We start from the raw sequence: 18,089 nt of genomic DNA, 5'->3' as shown, positions 1-18,089 counted from the left end.
TGCAGAAGAATAACACTTGGAGAAATGTTCCATACGCTTCTTCTGTTCCCGCATGCCCAAGATTGGAATAACGGTGTCTAATGATGTCTAATGAGCTTAATTATCGAATAGCATCTGTATCCCAAGGCGACGAAATCCTGCGAATGAGTGAGTATATGCGAGATAAACCCTTAAAACCGAGGGACGGGCAGTTTAGTTATAATTGTTCTCTATAAGCAATGCCTTGTAACATTTTGTTATTATTAGTGGAGTAGCCCCTAGAACTAACAGGCTAAATCTGCAATAGATAACGCACTGAAAAGCGAGGAATGAAACTTAGTGACTCAGGAAGAAGTGTTAAAAGGCGGTAATGTAAATCACATAGTTCGAATGTCGAACACAGTTCGTCGACCTATAGGTCATTGGAGTCCGAATGTTCATGAACTACTAAAACATTTGGAAAAGCATAGCTTTGACGGAGCACCAAGATTACTCGGAATTGATGACTCTGGTCGTGAAATATTGACATTTATTTCTGGAGAAGTGCCAGGGAACAATTATCCAAAACTTGTACCCTATATGTGGTCAGACGAAACTCTTGTGGGTTTGGCACGCCTTTTACGTCGTTTCCATGATGCGACTAAAGCGTTCACTCCCCATACAGAGGACAGATGGCAGCTGAGCTATGCCGACGATGCCGAACACGAAGTGATCTGTCATAATGACGCAGCATTATATAATGTTGTCTTTCAAAATGGGGCTCCTGTGGCACTGATTGATTTTGACATGGCAGGCCCAGGTCCGCGTATGTGGGACATTGCGTACACCCTGTACACATCGGTTCCGCTTGCGAGTTTCGCACCTGACCATTTTACTGGAACAACGGTAGCATACCAATATGAAATACACGCTGCAGAGCGTCGTCGGCGAATTCATTTGTTTTTTGAATCTTATGGAATTCCCGTCCCTAATAATTTGCGACAGTGGATTCTTCAACGTTTGCTAGTACTGTGTGATACGTTGAGAAATGGTGCCGCCGACGGGAATCCTGCCTTTCAAAAAATGGTTGATGAGGGGCACTTGGCGCACTATAAGAATGAGATTCTTTTTGTAACAGATCATTTCGAAGAGTGGATGTAAAATCGAATATTTCGCTAACGACAAACGAAAGTAAAGGAGCTTGCCTTGTAGCAGCTCTTTTTTAGTTCATTCAAGTAACGGGCAGCATAGCTTATTGATCTAAGATTGTTGTTGAAGTGATAAAAGTTCTTACCTAGGCACTGACGGTTGCTGTCCCGGCATACCGATTGCTGAATCCATACTTTATGAATCTCAAAACCAATGAAAAGGGACGCCGGTTCAAACTTGATTTATTCGCGACAAAAAAACGTGGATACTCATGAGGTGTCCACGCTTTTCATTGGAAATTGTAAAGTACGGATTACTTGGCACTTGGGGTTGATGACTTCAGTTGATCGATTTGAAGCTGGCCTTTCCAGCTTCCCTTAGTCCCACCGATGCGATTCACATTGACTTGTAGCACCATCTCTTGCGGGAGCTTATGACCAACCGTCATGAACGCGAGTAACCCCTCTGGCTCGCCTTGATCGGCGATCCCTGTATCCAGTTTATTACCTTTGGAATCCGTAAGGTAGAACGGCAGATTATCAGCGTTAGGAGTACCGAAATAGTTCAATACATTAAAGCCTTCCTGTCCAGGTACACTATAGGTAGGATTCGTGGTCTGCTGGCCATTCTCCTTGCCGTCAGTACGTATATTTAAACCTTGGGAATCAAATTCATACGCCACTAACGTTCCGTCTGCCTTTTCGACTCGGTAATGCAACAGTACTTTGGAATCTTCTGTATACACCTCTGTGAAATGAATAGTCACACCCTGATCTGAAATTTTGTAATCGAGTGGAACAGTAAGGCCCTTTGCGGCAGCCTGCTTGACTTGGTTGTCCACCAAGCCGTTAAGATTGACATTACTTTGGCTAAAGTAAGAGTTGTTAAGCGCGTAAGCAGCTGTTGGGATCAGAATGGCAGCAGCTACGCTGAAAGCAAATATTTTTTTCTTGAGTTTCATTTGAGAGTTCTCCTTTTGGGCGTGATATTGAATAAAGTTTTGCCGAATCCGTTGATCTAACTCTTCAGGAACTTGAATCTCCTCCATATATCTCGTCAATGCTTCGTTTACATTTTGTTTAGACATTTTTTAACGTGACCTCCTGCACTAGATGAGTACCGAATCTTTGTCGAATTTGCTTCAGAGCTAGGCTATTTCGTGACTTGACGGTACCGACCGGAATACGAAGTAGTTCAGCGATTTCGTCGTTGCTGTATTCGTAGTAATATTTGTATAAGACTACAACACGCAATTTATAGGGTAGCTTCTTTATCAAACCTAGCAACTGTTGCTGTCCTTCGCTTTGGATCAGGAACTCATCTGGGAGCTCTGGAGGACGATGCTCCTGAAGCATGTCGTGCTTTTGCGACAAGCGGAACCTCCGCCACACTTGCCTGCGCCAATTGTTGATTTGATTGATGAGGATTCCGTTCAACCAATAAGAGAAGGAACGTGAGCGGTTAAAGCTCGGTAATGATTTGAACATCTGGCAGTAAACTTCGCTCACAACGTCATTCACGTCTTCCTTATTGCGAATCAGCATCGTCGCCGTGGCATACACTTTTTTCTTTGTTAGGTCGTATATGACATCAAATGCCGCCTGATCCCCTTCAATCACTCGATCTATCCATGGATTTAATTCTTGATCATTCATCTGAGGGCCCTCCAAACTGTATACACCCTATATTGGCTCCATCGTGAAAAATGGTTCAGTTTTTTTAAAAAGATCAACTAGCAGAAATAGAATTGTAATAAAATTAGCCTAACGCGTTTCGTTGAAAGTTGCATCAGTCGGTTTTTGGGAAAGTGAACTTGTTTTGAATGGGGAAGCGATAATCGGGTGATTAGGGACGGATAACTATAGTTCAATTAACGTCAAGATAAAGGCTGCCGGCAAATCGGCAGCCTTTTCTCAACTAAAGGACAGGATAGTGAAAATGTAAAATCCGTGGCAGAGCAAACGCTATTGACAGACCATCTACTGCGTGATACTTTATAGTAGTAGTAAGTAATACTTCATACCAGTCATACAGAATAGCAAGGAGTGATTGTGCTGGAAAACCTAACGGAAATGCTCAAAGGCGTGCTTGAGGGCTGCGTCCTTGAAATTATAAGCCGCAAAGAAACCTACGGCTACGAAATCACGCGGCGGCTGAACGCCCTCGGCTTCACAGATGTTGTGGAGGGAACGGTATACACCATCCTGATCCGACTTGAAAAAAACAAGTTGGTGGAGATCACCAAGAAGCCCTCCGACATGGGACCGCCGCGAAAGTTTTTCGCGATCAACGACGCGGGGTGCGAGGAGCTGCGGAGGTTCTGGGAAAAATGGGAGTTCGTATCCTCAAAAATTAACGAGTTAAAGGAGAATGAACAATGAATTTTTGGGAAAAAATCACCGGCAGCGACATGACTAAAGAATTTAAGACTTTTTGAATCGCGAGTCAAAAAGCTGCCGGCTGATTATCAAGCGGCATGGGAAAAAATTAATGTCAATCTTTGGCCGCACTCCGATTTCACCGGTCGCAATCTCATGCCAATTCTTGACGGTGTGCTTGGCCTGCTGGAAGAATCGGCGGCGGACGGTCAGAGTGTCCAAGAGGTTTTGGGTGACGATATCAAAGGCTTCTGTTCAGCGCTGGCCGGTGAAGAAGGGGCGAAGTCTATTCGCGACAAGTGGCGCGAGCAACTCAACAATAATATCGCTAAAAAATTAGGTAAATAGGAGGAGGATAAAATGAAAATACGAGATATCATCGAAGGCAAAAAAGAGTGGCGAGCACACGTGGTGCGTGTCAAAGCGCTCCCGCAAGATTATCAGATTGTTTATAAAGAGATGCAAAAATATCTCTTTAAGGTCGGCCCTCTTGAGCTGACCGAGGGGACGGGTTTGCTCTCGGGGATTATCGATCTTTTTGAAGGGGGCGCGGCCTTGGGGAAAGGCGTGCTCGAAGTGACGGGCAGAGACGTAGCGGCTTTCTGCGACGATCTAATCAGAGATTCAAAAACTTACGCTGACATCTATCAAGATTCTGTTGACCAAGAAGGTAACAAGACCATGAAAAAGGTTACGGATAAAAAAAAGTGAAAGGGGGATATCGGGATGGAAAAAACAATTGAAGTGAAAGGTCTGCGAAAGTCTTTCAAGGACACAGAAGTCCTAAAGGGCGTCGATTTTGAAGTGAAGCGAGGTGAGATTTTCGCCCTGCTTGGCTCCAACGGCGCGGGCAAGACAACAGTTGTCAAAATCCTCACCACGCTGCTCAAACAAGACAGCGGAACCGCCACTGTAAACGGATTTGATGTCGCGTCAAAACCCGAGAATGTGCGGCAGGCAATCAGTCTGACCGGGCAATTTGCCGCCGTAGACGAAATTTTGACCGGACGGGAAAATCTGATCATGATTGCCAAGCTACGATACCTCAAAAATCCGCTTCAGGTTGCGGACGACTTGCTTAAACGCTTCGGATTGACAGACGCCGCCGACCGCAGGGCGTCTACTTATTCGGGTGGTATGCGCCGCAGGCTCGACATCGCCTTGAGCCTTGTGGGTAATCCGCAGATTATTTTCCTCGACGAGCCGACGACTGGGCTTGACCCCGAGGCACGAATTGAGGTTTGGAAGATTGTTAAGGAGCTGGCGGGCGGCGGCACGACGGTACTCCTAACCACGCAGTATTTGGAGGAGGCTGAGCAGCTTGCCGACCGTATTGCCATTCTGCATGAGGGTAGGATCATCGCCAGCGGCACGCTCTCGGATCTAAAAAAGCTGTTCCCATCCGCAAAGGTGGAGTATGTCGAAAAACAACCGACATTAGAAGAGATTTTCCTCTCAATCGTCGGTAAAAAGGAGACGAAGTAAATGGAGAAGGCAAAGAATCATTTCTTCACCGATATTAGCGTTATGCTTGGACGTTCCATGCGCCATATTTTTCGCAGTATGGACACCATCATCACGGTCTGCCTCACTCCAATTGCGATGATGCTGCTGTTCGTCTATGTGTTCGGAGGTGCAATTCAAACCGGAACGGATAACTATGTGAATTACCTGTTGCCAGGCATACTGCTTATGGCGATCGCAAGCGGAATAGCCTATACGGCTTACCGCCTGTTTATGGATAAGCAGCGGGGCATATTCGAGCGGTTTCACACCATGCCGATTTCACGTTCCGCCTTGCTTTGGGGGCATGTGCTGACCTCTCTGATGTCCAACGCCATATCGGTGATCGTCATCATTCTCGCAGCGTTGATTATGGGTTTTCGTTCGTCCGCGGGAATACTGCCATGGCTTGCCGTAGCAGGCATACTCGCGTTGTTTACACTGGCCTTAACTTGGGTCGCGGCGATTGCCGGACTGTCCGCAAAAACGATGGAAGGTGCAAGCGCGTTTTCCTATCCACTTATCTTCCTGCCGTTTATCAGTTCGGCGTTTGTGCCGACCGAGTCGATGCCGTCGGTCGTTCGCGCCTTTGCCGAAAACCAGCCGGTGACCTCGATCGTGAACTCCATCCGTGCGCTACTGTCGGGGCAACCTGTCGGAAATGATATTTGGGTTGCGCTCGCGTGGTGCTTAGGGATACTGATCGTCGCATATCTGTTTGCGATGCGCGTATACAAGCGGAAAGCAACTTAACGTTTGCAGGCATTAAAATGATAGTGGTCAACAAAAACATCAAGTAAGAGATGGTACAGTGCGTAAATACGAGAGGAAATTATGCCCGGATTGAAGCGAAGTATCGGGAAAGTGCAGGAAACCATGAGGACGGCGACCGAAGATTTTTATCCCGTCTGATCGGATAAAGAGCCCGGTGCGGGAAATCCGCACGCCGGGTTCTGTGGGGGTTCGGGCTACCAGTTGGGTGGCCTCTCTACCCGGAGGAAAAGCTGGAGATTACATCAAATGCTTACCTATGGTCACCGATACTTACGACCGTTTTTCATTTTTATTTATTTGCTCCGTTTAAGATACTAAGAGAATTGTTAAGTGCAGATTTGCACTTATTGGCATCAGGGCTTTTTGAACGAACTGCCGTTAATACTGCGTCAATAGTTCCATCAATTTGGGTCCATGTTGTGTTATCTATTTTTTGAAGCTTCGATGCTGATGTGTCCCATGCACGTTCCAAATCGTCGGCCCCTGTTTTTGCTGAAGCAAAGTCATTTGAGTTTACGTTGTTTAGCATATCATTTTCAATTTTAATAAAATCTGTTAATTGTCCAGTCAATGTAGCTTGTGAAGAATCTGCTTGAGGAGCTATATTATTACTGCTCCAAACATAACCGCCTATACCAACAGCTAATAAAATACACAATACTGTGATGGTTTGCACCAAAACATTTTTCTTGCTTGCATTTGTTTGGTCTGTTGCTATAGTTTGGCTTTTTGCAATGGTGTCAAATTTTGTAACAGCAAGGAAAATGATAATCGCTAAAATAGGAATAAGAAAAATGATACTAGTAACGGTTGCCCCCAATTCCAACCCGCCATATTTTTTCGGCTGAGATAGATAATCTCCTAATGATGCTCCGAGTGGACGAGTAAGAATGTATGCAACCCAAAACGCTAATATCGCATTGAGTTTTGCATATTTCCATGCCAAAAACATACAAGCTATGATAATAGCGACTGTTATTGCTGTGTTAAGATAACCAAGACCAACCTTTTCGGCATACAAATCGCCGACAGCTGTACCAAGTGCAAATGTGAAAAGAATGGTAAGCCAATAGAAAACTTCTCTCTTTCTTGTGCGAATCGAGTGTATGGAGAGTGTTTTTTCACTAAGATACCAAAAAAGAAAAGTTAATCCTAATAGTACGAAGAAAACTATCGAGCTAAACTCAAGCGGTACTTTGAATCCGTCTGTCATATTATCGGTTACTAATGTTCCGAATACGCTTATAAGTATAACGGTTAGCCAATAAATGCCAGGGACATATTTAGTTGCTCTGAATTGAAAATACAATACAACGATAAGTGCTATCCCCATAATTATTGTAGTGAGAGTTAAACCTAATCCAACGTTGCCATTTAAGAAGTCGGAAAATGTTTCACCGACAGTTGTGCATAAAATCTTGATTATCCAGAAGAAAATAGTAACTTCTGGTACTTTGCTAAGTAAAATTTTCAATTTGTTTTGACTTGCTTTCATATATAATTTCCTTTCTTTACAGTGGTTTCCCACAACTTATTTTTTATTTTTCCCTCAATCTATAAAAGGATACCTGTTTTTTAGAAAAACACGTTATAGTGAGTTTAAAACAATATTAATAAAATGAAATGAGAGCAACATTAAAAACTATTATCAATTACACAAAAAAACTACGTAATTTATGGTAAGGTTCTCTATAGTTGCCCGAACATTTTTTTAGGTCTGATTGTGTCTCATCCGCTACACTAACGGAGAAACGTTAGCGTTCAATAAGAAACCAGGACGAGGCTGCCGTCAATATTCGGCAGCCTGCTCGGACAACAGAAGCAGGAAGAAAAAGCAGGAAAATTCATTAAACAAGGGTATTTTTCTATCCATTAACATCGAATAAAGTGACTTGATAGAGGGTATTATAATGGAAAATATTAACAGGATGGTGTACCCTTGTATCATTTGTATACTCATAATGATCTGGATGGAGTAGGTTGCGGTATAATAGCTCGATTAGCATTTGGTGAAAAGGTAGAAATCCGTTATAACTCTGTCGGAGGGTTGAATCTACAAGTAAAACGCTTTTTAGAAAAATCAAGAAAAAAGAGCCATTTGTTTATCACAGACTTATCCGTGGATGAAACGAATGAACATGGGCTTAACGAGTTTGTGAAATCGGGTGGAAAAGTAAAACTTATTGATCATCATAAAACCTCGCTCCATTTAAACATATATCCATGGGGAATTATTCAGATCGCGTATGAAAATGGAAAACTTACATCTGCAACTTCTCTATTTTATGAGTATCTGATCCAGAACGGATTGATGAAGCCAATGAAGGGATTAGATAAGTTCGTCGAATTGGTCCGTCAGTATGATACATGGGAATGGGAACAGAATGAAAACATTGTTGCCAAACGATTAAACGACCTCTTTTATCTAATTTCCATCGAAGAATTCGAGGAAAAAATGGTGTCGCGCATTCAGCAAAGCGAGCACTTTGCGTTCGATCCCTTTGAAGAAAAAATTTTAGATATGGAAGAAGAAAAAATCGAACGCTATGTGCACAGAAAAAAGAGAGAAATCATCCAATCCCGTATAGATGATCATCATGTAGGTATAGTTCATGCGGAATCTTATCATTCTGAACTTGGAAACGATTTGGGCAAAGAAAATCCTCATTTGGATTACATCGCAATCTTGAATATGGGCAGTAAAAAGATAAGCTTTCGAACGATTCACGAGCACATCGACGTCTCGGAAATTGCGGGTCTTTATGGAGGAGGAGGCCATTCTAAAGCTTCCGGTTGCTCTATGACAGACGAAGCCTATCAATGTTATGTAGCGAAGTCATTTCAGATGGAACCCATTCGCGCAGATGCGAATAAAAATACATTTAACATGAAAAATTCCGTTTATGGATCACTTTATGAAAATAGAAATGAACAACAAGTGTTTATTTTTCCATCGGGAGGCAGATGGGTAGTTGATGTGGACGGGGTCGAGTCCAATCAACTTTTTTCTACTTTCGAAGAGGCAGAGCGTTACGTCAAAAGGGATTATGCAGCATGGTTAGTTCGAGATGAAACGTATGTTTCATTTCTAATGGAGCATATGGCCACACGAAAAGCAAATAGCCTTGAGAATTTGTAAGTAAAATAAGCAAAGTAAAGGTAGTTTCAGCTACTTTGGCTTTGCTTGTTTTTTTGAGAGGATATATGATGGTTTCTGATAAAACACACTTAAAGCCCTAAGGACAAACATTCCCTGGGCTTTTTTGTGTGCTTTTGTTAACCACCTGTATTATGTTTTCAACATATATTCCATTATTTCTACTTCTTCTTTTTTCTGCTTTTACCATGATTTGGTTTGTTGTCTCTTTGGTCCTTAGCGTGATTTTCTTGTTGTTGATCGTGTGTTGTCATGACATTAGCCCACCCATCTGAGGAATTAAAAACATAAATAGTGTACTCATTTAAGGAGTAATAAAATCAGCCACTTTGTGCCAATATTAAAACTCGAGTGGACTATCAGAGACCTATGATGGGAAATGTGGTGAAGGTGAGTTGTGGGAAAATAACCGAGCAGATAGTAAAAACAATCAACAGAATCACGCCAATTTCCTTGAGGAAGCACAAACCTTAACGAGCGAGAAGGCCGCTGATTATGTTCCAGGTTTAAATGGAATCCCCAAAAATCAAGTTTGAGTAACTAGCTGTTCTTCTCATCATATATCAATGAGAGAGCAGCCTTTTAAGTTTGGTGTAGTAAAGCTTGTAGTTTTTTTGTCAATCCGAAAGAAAAAGCGCATATGTTTGTGTCGCCGAACACCAAGTTCTTGTCAATTCTCAGTGTCAAAAACTTGATCCGATTGCCGATTTGTGACATGAACATAGTCCGATTGCCGACAAGTTTAAAAGAGCGCGCTCAGCTAAAGGGTAGATTAACGCAACAACGGCAAGATTATGGTATAATTTGGTATAAGTGTTTATTTATCATCATCTATCGAAAGGACACAGAACGATAGCTTAATAAAACAGCGGCAGTCTTGGACTTTATTTTCTCGTCCATGGTTGCCGCTGTTTTATTTATTGGTGTCATTCTAAAATTTTATTTTTAACGGACACTTAATGAGTTTTTACCAAAGTATTAATTTGATAAAAAACCACATTCTGATCTGTGTAGGAAAGGGAGAGTTATCTAACCATGAGTATTGGTGTTGAAATGGTAAGTGGAGGGCAACAAACGACTAAGATAAAAAATTTATATGCAGCCATATGGAGGTGGCATTTTTATGCAGGTATGATCTTTGCGCCTTTCTTGGTTATTTTGGCTGTGACCGGTGGCATTTATTTATTTATTTATTTATTTAAGCCGCAAATTGAGTCCATGATGTACAAGGATTATTATTACGTACAACCAGGACTACAGCAATTAACAGTGCAAGAGCAAATTAAGAAAATGAACTAGGCAAAAAATCAATTTATGGTATCGTGCTTCCACGCGTAAATAGAGGGAAGCGGGTATTCTGGCGCGATATGCACGCTGTGACGGCATTTTGGTTATCTCTGTTCATCGCGGCATTGATACTAACGGGATTACCATGGTCAGGTATTTTGGGTACATATATCAATAAATCAGCTACATATCCTCAGGGATTTTTCTCATTTGATCCACAAAAGCCAGAATCGACTATCCCGACCAAAGATGTGGTAAACGGTGTTCCATGGGCTGCAGAGCAACTTCCAATTCCGAATTCTACTTCAGGTATGAGTGGTTCCATTTCTATTGAGCAAGTGATGAGTATTGGCAAAAATATGGAACTGGCACCAGGTTATCAAATTGCTCTTCCAGCAGATGAGAAAGGTGTGTATACCATCTATTCAACGACAGCAGATCTAAAGAAACAAACGACCCTTCATATTGATCAATATAGTGGGAAAGTATTGGCGGATCAGCGATTTAAGGACTTCAGTTTCATGGCTAAAGCCGTAACGATTGGCATCGCACTGCACCAAGGTGAGTACTTTGGAGTGACTAATCAAATTATATGCTTGATGGTTTGTCTCGGCATTATTCTAGTTGCTGTTAGCGGAGTTGTTATGTGGTGGTTGAGAAAACCAGAGGGAAGAGTAGGATCTCCAGCTCTGCCAAAGGATTTTAAAATGGTCAAATGGGTCGCGGTTATCACCAATCTGTTAGGTATAGTCTTTCCACTTGTTGGAATTTCCTTGCTAATCGTTTTGATCTTGGATTCATTAGTTATTCGAAGAGTACCAGCCTTAAAACAGCTACTAGGTTAATTTGGTTCTTCAGAATAAAGAGTAATGAGTTGAGTATCATCTTTATAGGATATAACGTGGCGTATGGAAAATTGTCTATTTTTAAAAAGAGGTGAAAGTCTATTGAGAAGATTAATAAAAGGCATTTATTTCAAAATATGTGGTTTATGCATGATATTATGTTTATTTTCTCATGTTTTACCAGCAGCAGCTCATGAGCACGGTGGAGACTCAGCAACAGAGATCCAAATGGGACCATCTGAATTAACGATGAATACAAGTATTGCATCTCTCATTTTCGTCCTGTTAGTAGTAGTTGTTCTCATTTTTCACTTACGATCAAAGAGCACACTTCTATCTAAAATGACGGGTATGATGGCAGCAATGACGATTGCTATGGTATCAAGCCTGCTTGTCGGTACAATAGCCGGAATTGTGATGGAAAAATTATTTCTTTCAACCGTTATTGGAGTCACCTTTGGGATGATTATTGGTTATGTATCCGGTAAGTCACTACATCTTCTTGCTTCACTGGATGGTATGTTAGCAGGCTTAATGGGAGGTATGATGGGGGCGATGCTGGGAGTTATGGTGATCTCAGATTTCCCTACACTTTCAATTATTTTCATGGATATTGTTTTGGCAGTTTCGATGTTGGTTTTATATAGGTTGTTAGATACTGAAGAAATTCTAACAGGGTAATATGAATTATGATTCACTAAATAGTACGATTATTAATGCTTCTCAGATCGAAGCAGCATCTAATTAGATATAGGCAGATGTACAAAACAAATATTCACTAATCATTCATATTATTAGCACCAAGGAGTCATTCTAATTTAATGATAAGGTGTATAATCAACCTTGCCGATCATTGGCGTAGGTTGTTTTTTATATACAGTATATAGACAGCGAAAGGGGGAAAAGCATATGACAAAGTACTCAAAGATAGGTCTAATTTCGGGAATCCTTATTATATGTCTTTTTATCTTTGCTCTATTTTATTTTCAGCATACCGAGTCATCAGCCGAAGAACCCGTAATTACGCAGCATGAAGGTTATCAAGTTGCTACGATAAATGTAAAAGATGATGGCTTTTATCCTGCTAACATCGAAGTTCAGGCAGGAGTGCCAACAAAATTAAATTTTAAAAAAAGAAGTGGCTTTACTTGTATCAGAAGCGTTGGCTCCCCTGATTTGGGAATAGATGTCTATTTGGAAAAAGGAGATAACATCACAACTTTAAAAGATTTAAAGCCGGGGACCTATAAATTTCACTGTGGCATGTATATGTACTATGGGACATTAACTGTGAAATAAAGAAAGTTCAGTAGAGATTCTGTATGAATGGGTAAAACTAAAAAAGATCGTTTCAACCTTTACAGGAATGAAACGATCTTTTTTCATGACACAGCTATCACTTTCCTTTTTTTAACAAGGAAGTAATAAGAGATAAAACTCCAAGTACAAGTGCAGCAATTGAAAGATAAAGAGGAAGCTTAGAGTTTCCAGTATCCTCGTCATGAGCAGCTGCGACAGCACCACCACCATGATCATGTCCATCTGAATCCATTTTAGCAGCCGCTGGTTTTGGATTTACGTTTGTAACGGATGCAGGCTTGTCTGAACCTGCTGCCCCGATCCATTCAACGACACTTCCATCTTTGTAAGTTTGGTATGCTTTCCAAGAGATGGATGTTGCTTGATCTCCTACTTTTCCTTGCATATTGAATTCGCCGAATTCAGTGCTAGAAAGCCCATCAGTCGTTGCTGTCCAAACGACGCTCGCAATTTTACCTGCGCTATCTTTGGTCAATTCATATTTCCATCCCGCCATAGGTTCAAAGCGAGAGACGGCCACCTCAGCTGGAATTTTAATTTCTACTTTAACAGTAGGAACTTCTTTTTCCGTAGGAACACGAACAGTGAACTTTTCGTAAGATCCTTGCATGGTTTGTTGTGGATACACAACAACATGTGCGCTTGCGATGCCTGCAAATAGCAACAAAAAAACAGCATGACTCGAAAGAGCTATTTTAAGCCATATATTTGTCCATATGATGATATTTGCAATTAATCTCGATTTAAAAAGTTACAACGAATCTAGCATGATCCTAGATCATACCCCATATAGTTGCAAGTAAGTACGGTGATTTGTATGGGAGGTGGAGAAGTTGAATGAACATTCAGCGCTTCAAAAAATAAGCTTAGAAATAGAGGGGATGACTTGTGCAGCTTGCTCAGCGCGTATTGAGAAAGTCATTGGCAAGATGACTGGCGTTCATGAAATCGCAGTCAATTTACCGTTGGGACGGGCCGCGTTAGTGTTGGACTCCGATTCTGTGCTTAGAGGGCGAATTATTGAGCGTATCGAGCAATTGGGATATTCAGCGAGAAAGTTTGAAGAAGGGAGAGAGTCTAAGAAAACAGTACTTGGTTTAGGTGCAAAATTACTTGTTTCTGCGCTTTTGACACTTCCTCTTTTGTGGGCAATGGTTCGTCATTATACGATGACATCCGGAATTTGGATTCCTGACCTGTTTCTTCAGCCATGGTTTCAATGGGCGCTCGCGACGCCAGTTCAGTTTGCTATAGGTGCTCCATTTTACTTTAATGCTTGGAAGGCGATAAGAAGCAAAAGTGCCAATATGGATGTACTTATCGTCCTTAGTACGACTTGCGCCTACTTGTACAGTCATTACATGACCATGCACATGCTGCATTCAGGAGGAGCTGACCCTCATGCGGTGTATTTTGAGACAAGCGCCATGATTATTACTGTCGTGCTGCTTGGTAAATGGTTAGAAGCTTCCGCCAAAGAAAGAAGTATGAAGACCATTCATCAACTACGCCGTCTAAGTCCGCAAACAGTTACAATCATCGGAAGTGAGAACCACCCAGAGACCATAACTTTAAATAACGTCAAAATTGGGGACACACTCCTGATCCTTCCTGGAGAAGTTGTTCCTACGGATGGACGAGTTATAAGTGGCAAGTCTGCCATTGATGAGTCCTTCGTTACCGGAGAGTCCATACCTGCTGAGAAGCGTCAATATGACGGTCTGATAGGTGGATCCGTTAATATGGACGGTGTCATTACTATGCAAGTGACTGCGCTTGGACCAAATACTGCTTTGGGCAAAATGATCCATTTGATGGAGGAAGCACAGGGCTCTAAGGCTGAGATCGGGCGATATGTAGATCGCATCGCGGCGGTGTTCGTTCCTTCAGTTCTGGTGCTTGCATTGCTCACTATGTGTGTTTGGTCCTTTTGGCTTAATCCGGGGGACTTCAAAGGAGCGCTGTTCAAAGCAATCGCCGTACTCGTTATCGCTTGCCCTTGCGCTTTAGGGTTAGCGACGCCAACTTCAATATTGGTGGGTACGAGCCGAGCTATGGAGTCGGGTATCTTATTTAAAGAAGGCAAATATGTTGAGCAATTGCAGCAGATCGATATCGTTTTACTGGATAAAACGGGAACACTCACCCATGGATCTCCCCGGGTTACAGATATCATCACAGATCCGGGTCAGGAACAGCGCCTTCTTCGTATGCTTGCTGCTGCTGAGAAAGGAACGGAGCATCCCTATGCAAAAGCGATTGTGAAAGAAGCTGTTAGGCGTGGACTTCAGGTCAAAGAGTCTGCTTCCTCTCAAGCAATAGCTGGTTTGGGTGTGACGGCGCAAGTAGATAAACACGACATTCTTATCGGCTCTAAAACTTTTATGAGTCAGACTGGGATTTCCATGGAGAGGTTTGCTCAAGTAGCAGAACAAATAGAGATAGAAGGAAAGACGGTACTGTTTGCAGCGGTGAACGGTGCGCCTGCAGGAATTATTGCCCTCATGGACACATTAAAACCATCTACGCCTCAAGCCATACGACGGTTGAAAAAACTGGGTATAGAAATCGCAATGGTGACCGGCGACCAACTAAGAACAGCCAATACAATAGCTGAAAAAGCTGGTATAACAGCTATTTATGCGGAAATGCTGCCGCAGGACAAGGTACATTTGATAAGAACGTTGCAGCAAAAAGGTAAACGTGTAGCGATGGTAGGTGATGGCGTGAATGATGCCCCGGCGCTGGCAGCCGCAGATATTGGTATTGCTGTGGGTACCGGTGCGGAGATCGCCAAGGAAGCAGCAGACGTAAACTTGCTTCATAATGACTTGGGGGGCGTTGCGGATGCCATTGTTATGAGCCATAAGACGATGCGCAACATTCGTCAAAATTTAATTTTCGCGTTAATGTATAATGTCTTGGCTATACCACTAGCCTTCATGGGTTTTATGACGCCTTGGATCGCTGGAACGGCTATGGCGCTGAGTTCTGTATCCGTTGTTGCAAACGCTATAAGACTACAAGGCGCATCTTGGCGAAATTAAATGAAGCCGCCATCCCAAAAGGATGGCAGCTTCATGCAATCTACTTCTTCTCAGCTAGCCAGCTGGCTAGATTCGCAACTTCTTCATTACTCAGCTTTGACTTAAAAGATGGCATCATACCACCGCCGCTTTCTATCTTTTTGTACAATTGTTCAGGAGAAAGCTTGCTACCAACTTTTTGCAAATTGGGACCTGCACCGCCTTGGAGATCAGTTCCATGACAGGACATGCAGTTTTGTTTAAATATCGTTTGAGCCATATCAGCATTTAGAGTAACTGCAGGCATTTTAGCAGCTGTTTCTGCTTTTTGCTCTGTGGCTTTATGTGTTGCAGCTTTTTCAAATAATATGCCTAAACCGAGAATAGCTGCTGAACAGAAAAGCACGAACATAATCCAGTTTTTCTTCATTGTTGGAGACTCCTTCTTGTTATTTAGTCAATTAAGCTATGTTTCTTTCGATATCTTCCTTGCCGGTAGATTCACTTAAACTTACATTCTGCCCTTTCAAGTTCTGGAGTGTGAAACCAGGTGCTTTCCTCACGATCGGTGAGTTGCTTGCATAAATGAAATGATAAACGGCTCCTTCCTTCAGTCAAAACCTCACTATCAAAAAATCCCATCAGGAATGTTCCATGCTATTATAACTAGCAATTACAAGTCTGACATGACTAGAAAGTGCTATGTCAGCTAAGCGAGTTTGAACATTTCATGAAGGTTTTACGCTAAAACATGCATTATGGCTCTTTCGAGTCATTTTGAATTTGAATTTATTGCGTATAGTTAGTTATATAGAAAATTACGGTTGGATGTTTCAAATTAATTCTGATGGTAAACAAACGTAGGAATTTGGAAGGAGGCATCCTGATGGATCAGCCTTTTCGGGTATTAATTGTAGATGATCACCACCTTGCCAGGGAAGGTATCCATAGTATTTTAAGTATGGATTCTTCCTTCGATATCGTTGCAGAGGGAAGAAGTGGTGCAGAGGCGATCAAGCTTACAGAAGAATGGATGCCAGATTTAATTTTGATGGACATTAACATACCGCAAATGGATGGTTTAGAGGCTACGAAGCAAATAAAAGAAAAATTTCCCTACGTCAAAATTGTAATGGTCACTGTATCCGATGATATTACACATTTGTTTGAAGCTTTGAAAAAAGGAGCGCAGGGTTATCTGCTTAAAAATTTGAGTCCGAACTCCTGGCATGAATATTTAAAGCTATTGCTGTAGACGAAGCCCCTATGTCCAGGGAACTTGCCTTGCGATTACTACAGGAATTTACACCTGTGGAAAAACACGAGGCACCCAATGCGCTTATCACAGGTCGAGAACGAGAAATACTGGAATGGGTCGCAAGTGGAAAATCTAACCGAATAATTTCGGATGGATTGGGTATATCGGAGCATACGGTGAAAAATCATCTTAAAAACATTATGCAGAAATTGCAAATGGACAACCATGACGATAAGGAAAGCCGGTGGCTGCAAGAACACGGTTTTGAATCAATTGGTCGAACGACTGCAACAAGAAAAATCCCGAAGATATCATAATTGATATCTCGGGATTTTTTGCGAGTTTTAGTCATTTTACTATTTATGCTATTAAAACTCGATATCAGAAAATATGAAAGGAAGTGAATTTTGAATAATATTGGATTTAATATTCGAAATCTACGCAAATTAAGTAACTTTAAAAACTATTCTGTCATCCAAATGCTGAGTCTTTATCTCCTTTTAAGCCATTCAAGGTCAAAATCTAAGAAAACGTGAGTACTTGAGAGAAAAGTGATTCTCCATAGAGGGAGGATAATGCCAATCATATTTAGAAATAATTGGTGTAAGGTTATTTCTGCAATCAATGAAGATTTGTAGCCTTATCAGGTAAGAATTTTGATGATGCTTTATTACTTGCATGTTCAACTGCTGTTTCAAATGGACTGGCTTTCCCGATCGGCAGGATAGCTTAGAGCGAGAGCCATGAACAGTTACTTCACAGACTGCTTATTTCGTAGGCAAAGACGGAGGGAAGTAAGTAAAACTTTAGTGGGATCTATGAAAAACTTAAAAAAAGATAAAAATATTAACGATAAACCCTCTTGCACCTTACGCAACGTCATGTTTTATACTAAAGACACCGGTAAACAGCTAGCTTCAAAGAAAGGAGTGGGTTATGCAGCAGCATTGGAAAGTAGGGGATCTTGCCAAATTGACAGGACTTACTGTCCGCACCCTGCGGTTTTACGATCAGATCGGTTTATTTTCGCCGTCATGGCATTCCGATTCCGGTCATCGGTTGTATAACGAAGCCGACATTAAACTGCTGCATCAAATCTTGTCTCTAAAAGATTTAGGCTTATCGCTTGTAGAAATTAAGTCGGTCCTTAAAGGTGATACGTATACCCCGTCTGACATCGTGGCTATTCAGATTGAACGGGTACGGAAGAATATAAAAATCCAACAAAAACTTCTGGCCGAACTCGAACGCGTGGGCGAGCGAATGCATCATCAGGAGCCACCTTCAATTGACGCATTTATTTCATTACTGGAAACGATGAAGTTAAGCCACGAAAAGTATATTGTTGAACACCGGTTGTACTGGGAACGCCGTCTTGATCTGCTTGGCGATTTTCTAAACGATAAATTAACATGAGTTCTTTATAGGGAGGAT

At 41.9% G+C, this 18,089-nt stretch carries 17 protein-coding genes and 2 pseudogenes; 14 read left to right on the top strand and 5 right to left on the bottom strand.

The window, feature by feature from the left end:
* The first annotated feature begins 435 nt into the window (after window positions 1–435).
* Window positions 436–1,119 carry a phosphotransferase gene (locus FU659_RS26120; protein ID WP_315971357.1) on the top strand — a complete coding sequence of 228 codons (684 nt, stop codon included), beginning with the start codon at window positions 436–438 and terminating at the stop codon, window positions 1,117–1,119.
* A gap of 301 nt (window positions 1,120–1,420) precedes the next feature.
* Here the strand turns inward: FU659_RS26120 and FU659_RS26115 are convergent, their stop codons facing one another.
* A complete protein-coding gene (locus FU659_RS26115; protein ID WP_147950252.1) occupies window positions 1,421–2,194 on the bottom strand; it encodes a DUF4179 domain-containing protein in 774 nt (257 codons plus the stop codon).
* Window positions 2,187–2,762 (bottom strand): sigma-70 family RNA polymerase sigma factor, encoded by a 576-nt coding sequence (locus FU659_RS26110; RefSeq protein WP_147950251.1) that lies wholly within the window; start codon window positions 2,760–2,762, stop codon window positions 2,187–2,189. Before FU659_RS26110 ends, FU659_RS26115 begins: the two co-directional genes overlap by 8 nt.
* 417 nt (window positions 2,763–3,179) lie before the next feature.
* Between FU659_RS26110 and FU659_RS26105 the strand changes: the two genes are divergently transcribed.
* From FU659_RS26105 to FU659_RS26085, 5 genes and pseudogenes are all read left to right on the top strand, one after another.
* On the top strand, window positions 3,180–3,488 hold the full coding sequence (locus FU659_RS26105) for a PadR family transcriptional regulator (protein ID WP_315971359.1): 309 nt from the start codon (window positions 3,180–3,182) through the stop codon (window positions 3,486–3,488).
* A pseudogene (locus tag FU659_RS26100) lies at window positions 3,485–3,833 on the top strand (DUF1048 domain-containing protein). Before FU659_RS26105 ends, FU659_RS26100 begins: the two are co-directional and overlap by 4 nt.
* A gap of 12 nt (window positions 3,834–3,845) precedes the next feature.
* On the top strand, window positions 3,846–4,196 hold the full coding sequence (locus FU659_RS26095; protein ID WP_147950249.1) for a DUF1048 domain-containing protein: 351 nt from the start codon (window positions 3,846–3,848) through the stop codon (window positions 4,194–4,196).
* Window positions 4,197–4,211: 15 nt separating this feature from the next.
* Window positions 4,212–4,970 (top strand): ABC transporter ATP-binding protein, encoded by a 759-nt coding sequence (locus FU659_RS26090; protein WP_147950248.1) that lies wholly within the window; start codon window positions 4,212–4,214, stop codon window positions 4,968–4,970.
* Entirely contained in the window at window positions 4,971–5,741 is a 771-nt protein-coding gene (locus FU659_RS26085; protein ID WP_147950247.1) for an ABC transporter permease, read from the top strand.
* A 310-nt stretch (window positions 5,742–6,051) separates the two neighbouring features.
* Here FU659_RS26085 and FU659_RS26080 read toward each other — a convergent pair whose 3' ends face one another.
* The gene (locus FU659_RS26080) at window positions 6,052–7,257 is read right to left on the bottom strand and encodes a COG4705 family protein (RefSeq protein WP_147950246.1); all 1,206 of its coding nucleotides are present in this window, start codon (window positions 7,255–7,257) and stop codon (window positions 6,052–6,054) included.
* A 444-nt stretch (window positions 7,258–7,701) separates the two neighbouring features.
* On the opposite strand from FU659_RS26080, the gene FU659_RS26075 reads away from it, so the two are divergent.
* The 5 genes from FU659_RS26075 (at window position 7,702) to FU659_RS26060 (ending at window position 12,350) form a co-directional block, all read left to right on the top strand.
* A complete protein-coding gene (locus FU659_RS26075) occupies window positions 7,702–8,901 on the top strand; it encodes a DHH family phosphoesterase (protein WP_147950245.1) in 1,200 nt (399 codons plus the stop codon).
* A 1,053-nt stretch (window positions 8,902–9,954) separates the two neighbouring features.
* Entirely contained in the window at window positions 9,955–10,218 is a 264-nt protein-coding gene (locus FU659_RS37680; protein WP_261808057.1) for a PepSY domain-containing protein, read from the top strand.
* Window positions 10,219–10,286: 68 nt separating this feature from the next.
* Window positions 10,287–11,051, top strand: coding sequence for a PepSY-associated TM helix domain-containing protein (locus tag FU659_RS26070; RefSeq protein ID WP_261808056.1), 765 nt, complete (start codon window positions 10,287–10,289; stop codon window positions 11,049–11,051).
* Window positions 11,052–11,153: 102 nt separating this feature from the next.
* The gene (locus tag FU659_RS26065) at window positions 11,154–11,732 is read left to right on the top strand and encodes a hypothetical protein (protein ID WP_147950244.1); all 579 of its coding nucleotides are present in this window, start codon (window positions 11,154–11,156) and stop codon (window positions 11,730–11,732) included.
* A gap of 228 nt (window positions 11,733–11,960) precedes the next feature.
* Window positions 11,961–12,350 carry a cupredoxin domain-containing protein gene (locus FU659_RS26060; RefSeq protein WP_147950243.1) on the top strand — a complete coding sequence of 130 codons (390 nt, stop codon included), beginning with the start codon at window positions 11,961–11,963 and terminating at the stop codon, window positions 12,348–12,350.
* Window positions 12,351–12,447: 97 nt separating this feature from the next.
* Here the strand turns inward: FU659_RS26060 and FU659_RS26055 are convergent, their stop codons facing one another.
* A complete protein-coding gene (locus FU659_RS26055; protein ID WP_147950255.1) occupies window positions 12,448–12,981 on the bottom strand; it encodes a YcnI family copper-binding membrane protein in 534 nt (177 codons plus the stop codon).
* A 223-nt stretch (window positions 12,982–13,204) separates the two neighbouring features.
* Between FU659_RS26055 and FU659_RS26050 the strand changes: the two genes are divergently transcribed.
* Entirely contained in the window at window positions 13,205–15,418 is a 2,214-nt protein-coding gene (locus FU659_RS26050; RefSeq protein ID WP_261808055.1) for a heavy metal translocating P-type ATPase, read from the top strand.
* Between the two features lie 40 nt (window positions 15,419–15,458).
* Here the strand turns inward: FU659_RS26050 and FU659_RS26045 are convergent, their stop codons facing one another.
* Complete coding sequence (locus tag FU659_RS26045; protein ID WP_187274404.1) at window positions 15,459–15,827, bottom strand: c-type cytochrome; 369 nt, start codon at window positions 15,825–15,827, stop codon at window positions 15,459–15,461.
* Window positions 15,828–16,283: 456 nt separating this feature from the next.
* On the opposite strand from FU659_RS26045, the pseudogene FU659_RS26040 reads away from it, so the two are divergent.
* Both FU659_RS26040 and FU659_RS26035 read left to right on the top strand, forming a co-directional pair.
* Window positions 16,284–16,972 (top strand): annotated as a pseudogene (locus FU659_RS26040) (response regulator).
* Window positions 16,973–17,591: 619 nt separating this feature from the next.
* Window positions 17,592–18,071: a MerR family transcriptional regulator gene (locus tag FU659_RS26035; RefSeq protein WP_147950242.1), complete on the top strand. Its 480-nt coding sequence runs from the start codon at window positions 17,592–17,594 to the stop codon at window positions 18,069–18,071.
* Window positions 18,072–18,089: the final 18 nt, after the last annotated feature.

Source organism: Paenibacillus sp. N3.4, from assembly GCF_008017805.1.
GTDB lineage: Bacteria > Bacillota > Bacilli > Paenibacillales > NBRC-103111 > Paenibacillus_E.
This window is presented reverse-complemented; position numbering and strand designations above follow the sequence as displayed.

Bases quoted from the DNA above. Each gene is read 5' to 3' on its own strand.
- FU659_RS26115 (WP_147950252.1), bottom strand. From the start codon at position 2,194: ATGTCTAAACAAAATGTAAACGAAGCATTGACGAGATATATGGAGGAG.
- FU659_RS26110 (WP_147950251.1), bottom strand. From the start codon at position 2,762: ATGAATGATCAAGAATTAAATCCATGGATAGATCGAGTGATTGAAGGG.
- FU659_RS26105 (WP_315971359.1), top strand. From the start codon at position 3,180: ATGCTCAAAGGCGTGCTTGAGGGCTGCGTCCTTGAAATTATAAGCCGC.
- FU659_RS26095 (WP_147950249.1), top strand. From the start codon at position 3,846: ATGAAAATACGAGATATCATCGAAGGCAAAAAAGAGTGGCGAGCACAC.
- FU659_RS26090 (WP_147950248.1), top strand. From the start codon at position 4,212: ATGGAAAAAACAATTGAAGTGAAAGGTCTGCGAAAGTCTTTCAAGGAC.
- FU659_RS26085 (WP_147950247.1), top strand. From the start codon at position 4,971: ATGGAGAAGGCAAAGAATCATTTCTTCACCGATATTAGCGTTATGCTT.
- FU659_RS26080 (WP_147950246.1), bottom strand. From the start codon at position 7,257: ATGAAAGCAAGTCAAAACAAATTGAAAATTTTACTTAGCAAAGTACCA.
- FU659_RS37680 (WP_261808057.1), top strand. From the start codon at position 9,955: ATGAGTATTGGTGTTGAAATGGTAAGTGGAGGGCAACAAACGACTAAG.
- FU659_RS26070 (WP_261808056.1), top strand. From the start codon at position 10,287: ATGCACGCTGTGACGGCATTTTGGTTATCTCTGTTCATCGCGGCATTG.
- FU659_RS26060 (WP_147950243.1), top strand. From the start codon at position 11,961: ATGACAAAGTACTCAAAGATAGGTCTAATTTCGGGAATCCTTATTATA.
- FU659_RS26055 (WP_147950255.1), bottom strand. From the start codon at position 12,981: ATGCAAGGATCTTACGAAAAGTTCACTGTTCGTGTTCCTACGGAAAAA.
- FU659_RS26045 (WP_187274404.1), bottom strand. From the start codon at position 15,827: ATGAAGAAAAACTGGATTATGTTCGTGCTTTTCTGTTCAGCAGCTATT.
- FU659_RS26035 (WP_147950242.1), top strand. From the start codon at position 17,592: ATGCAGCAGCATTGGAAAGTAGGGGATCTTGCCAAATTGACAGGACTT.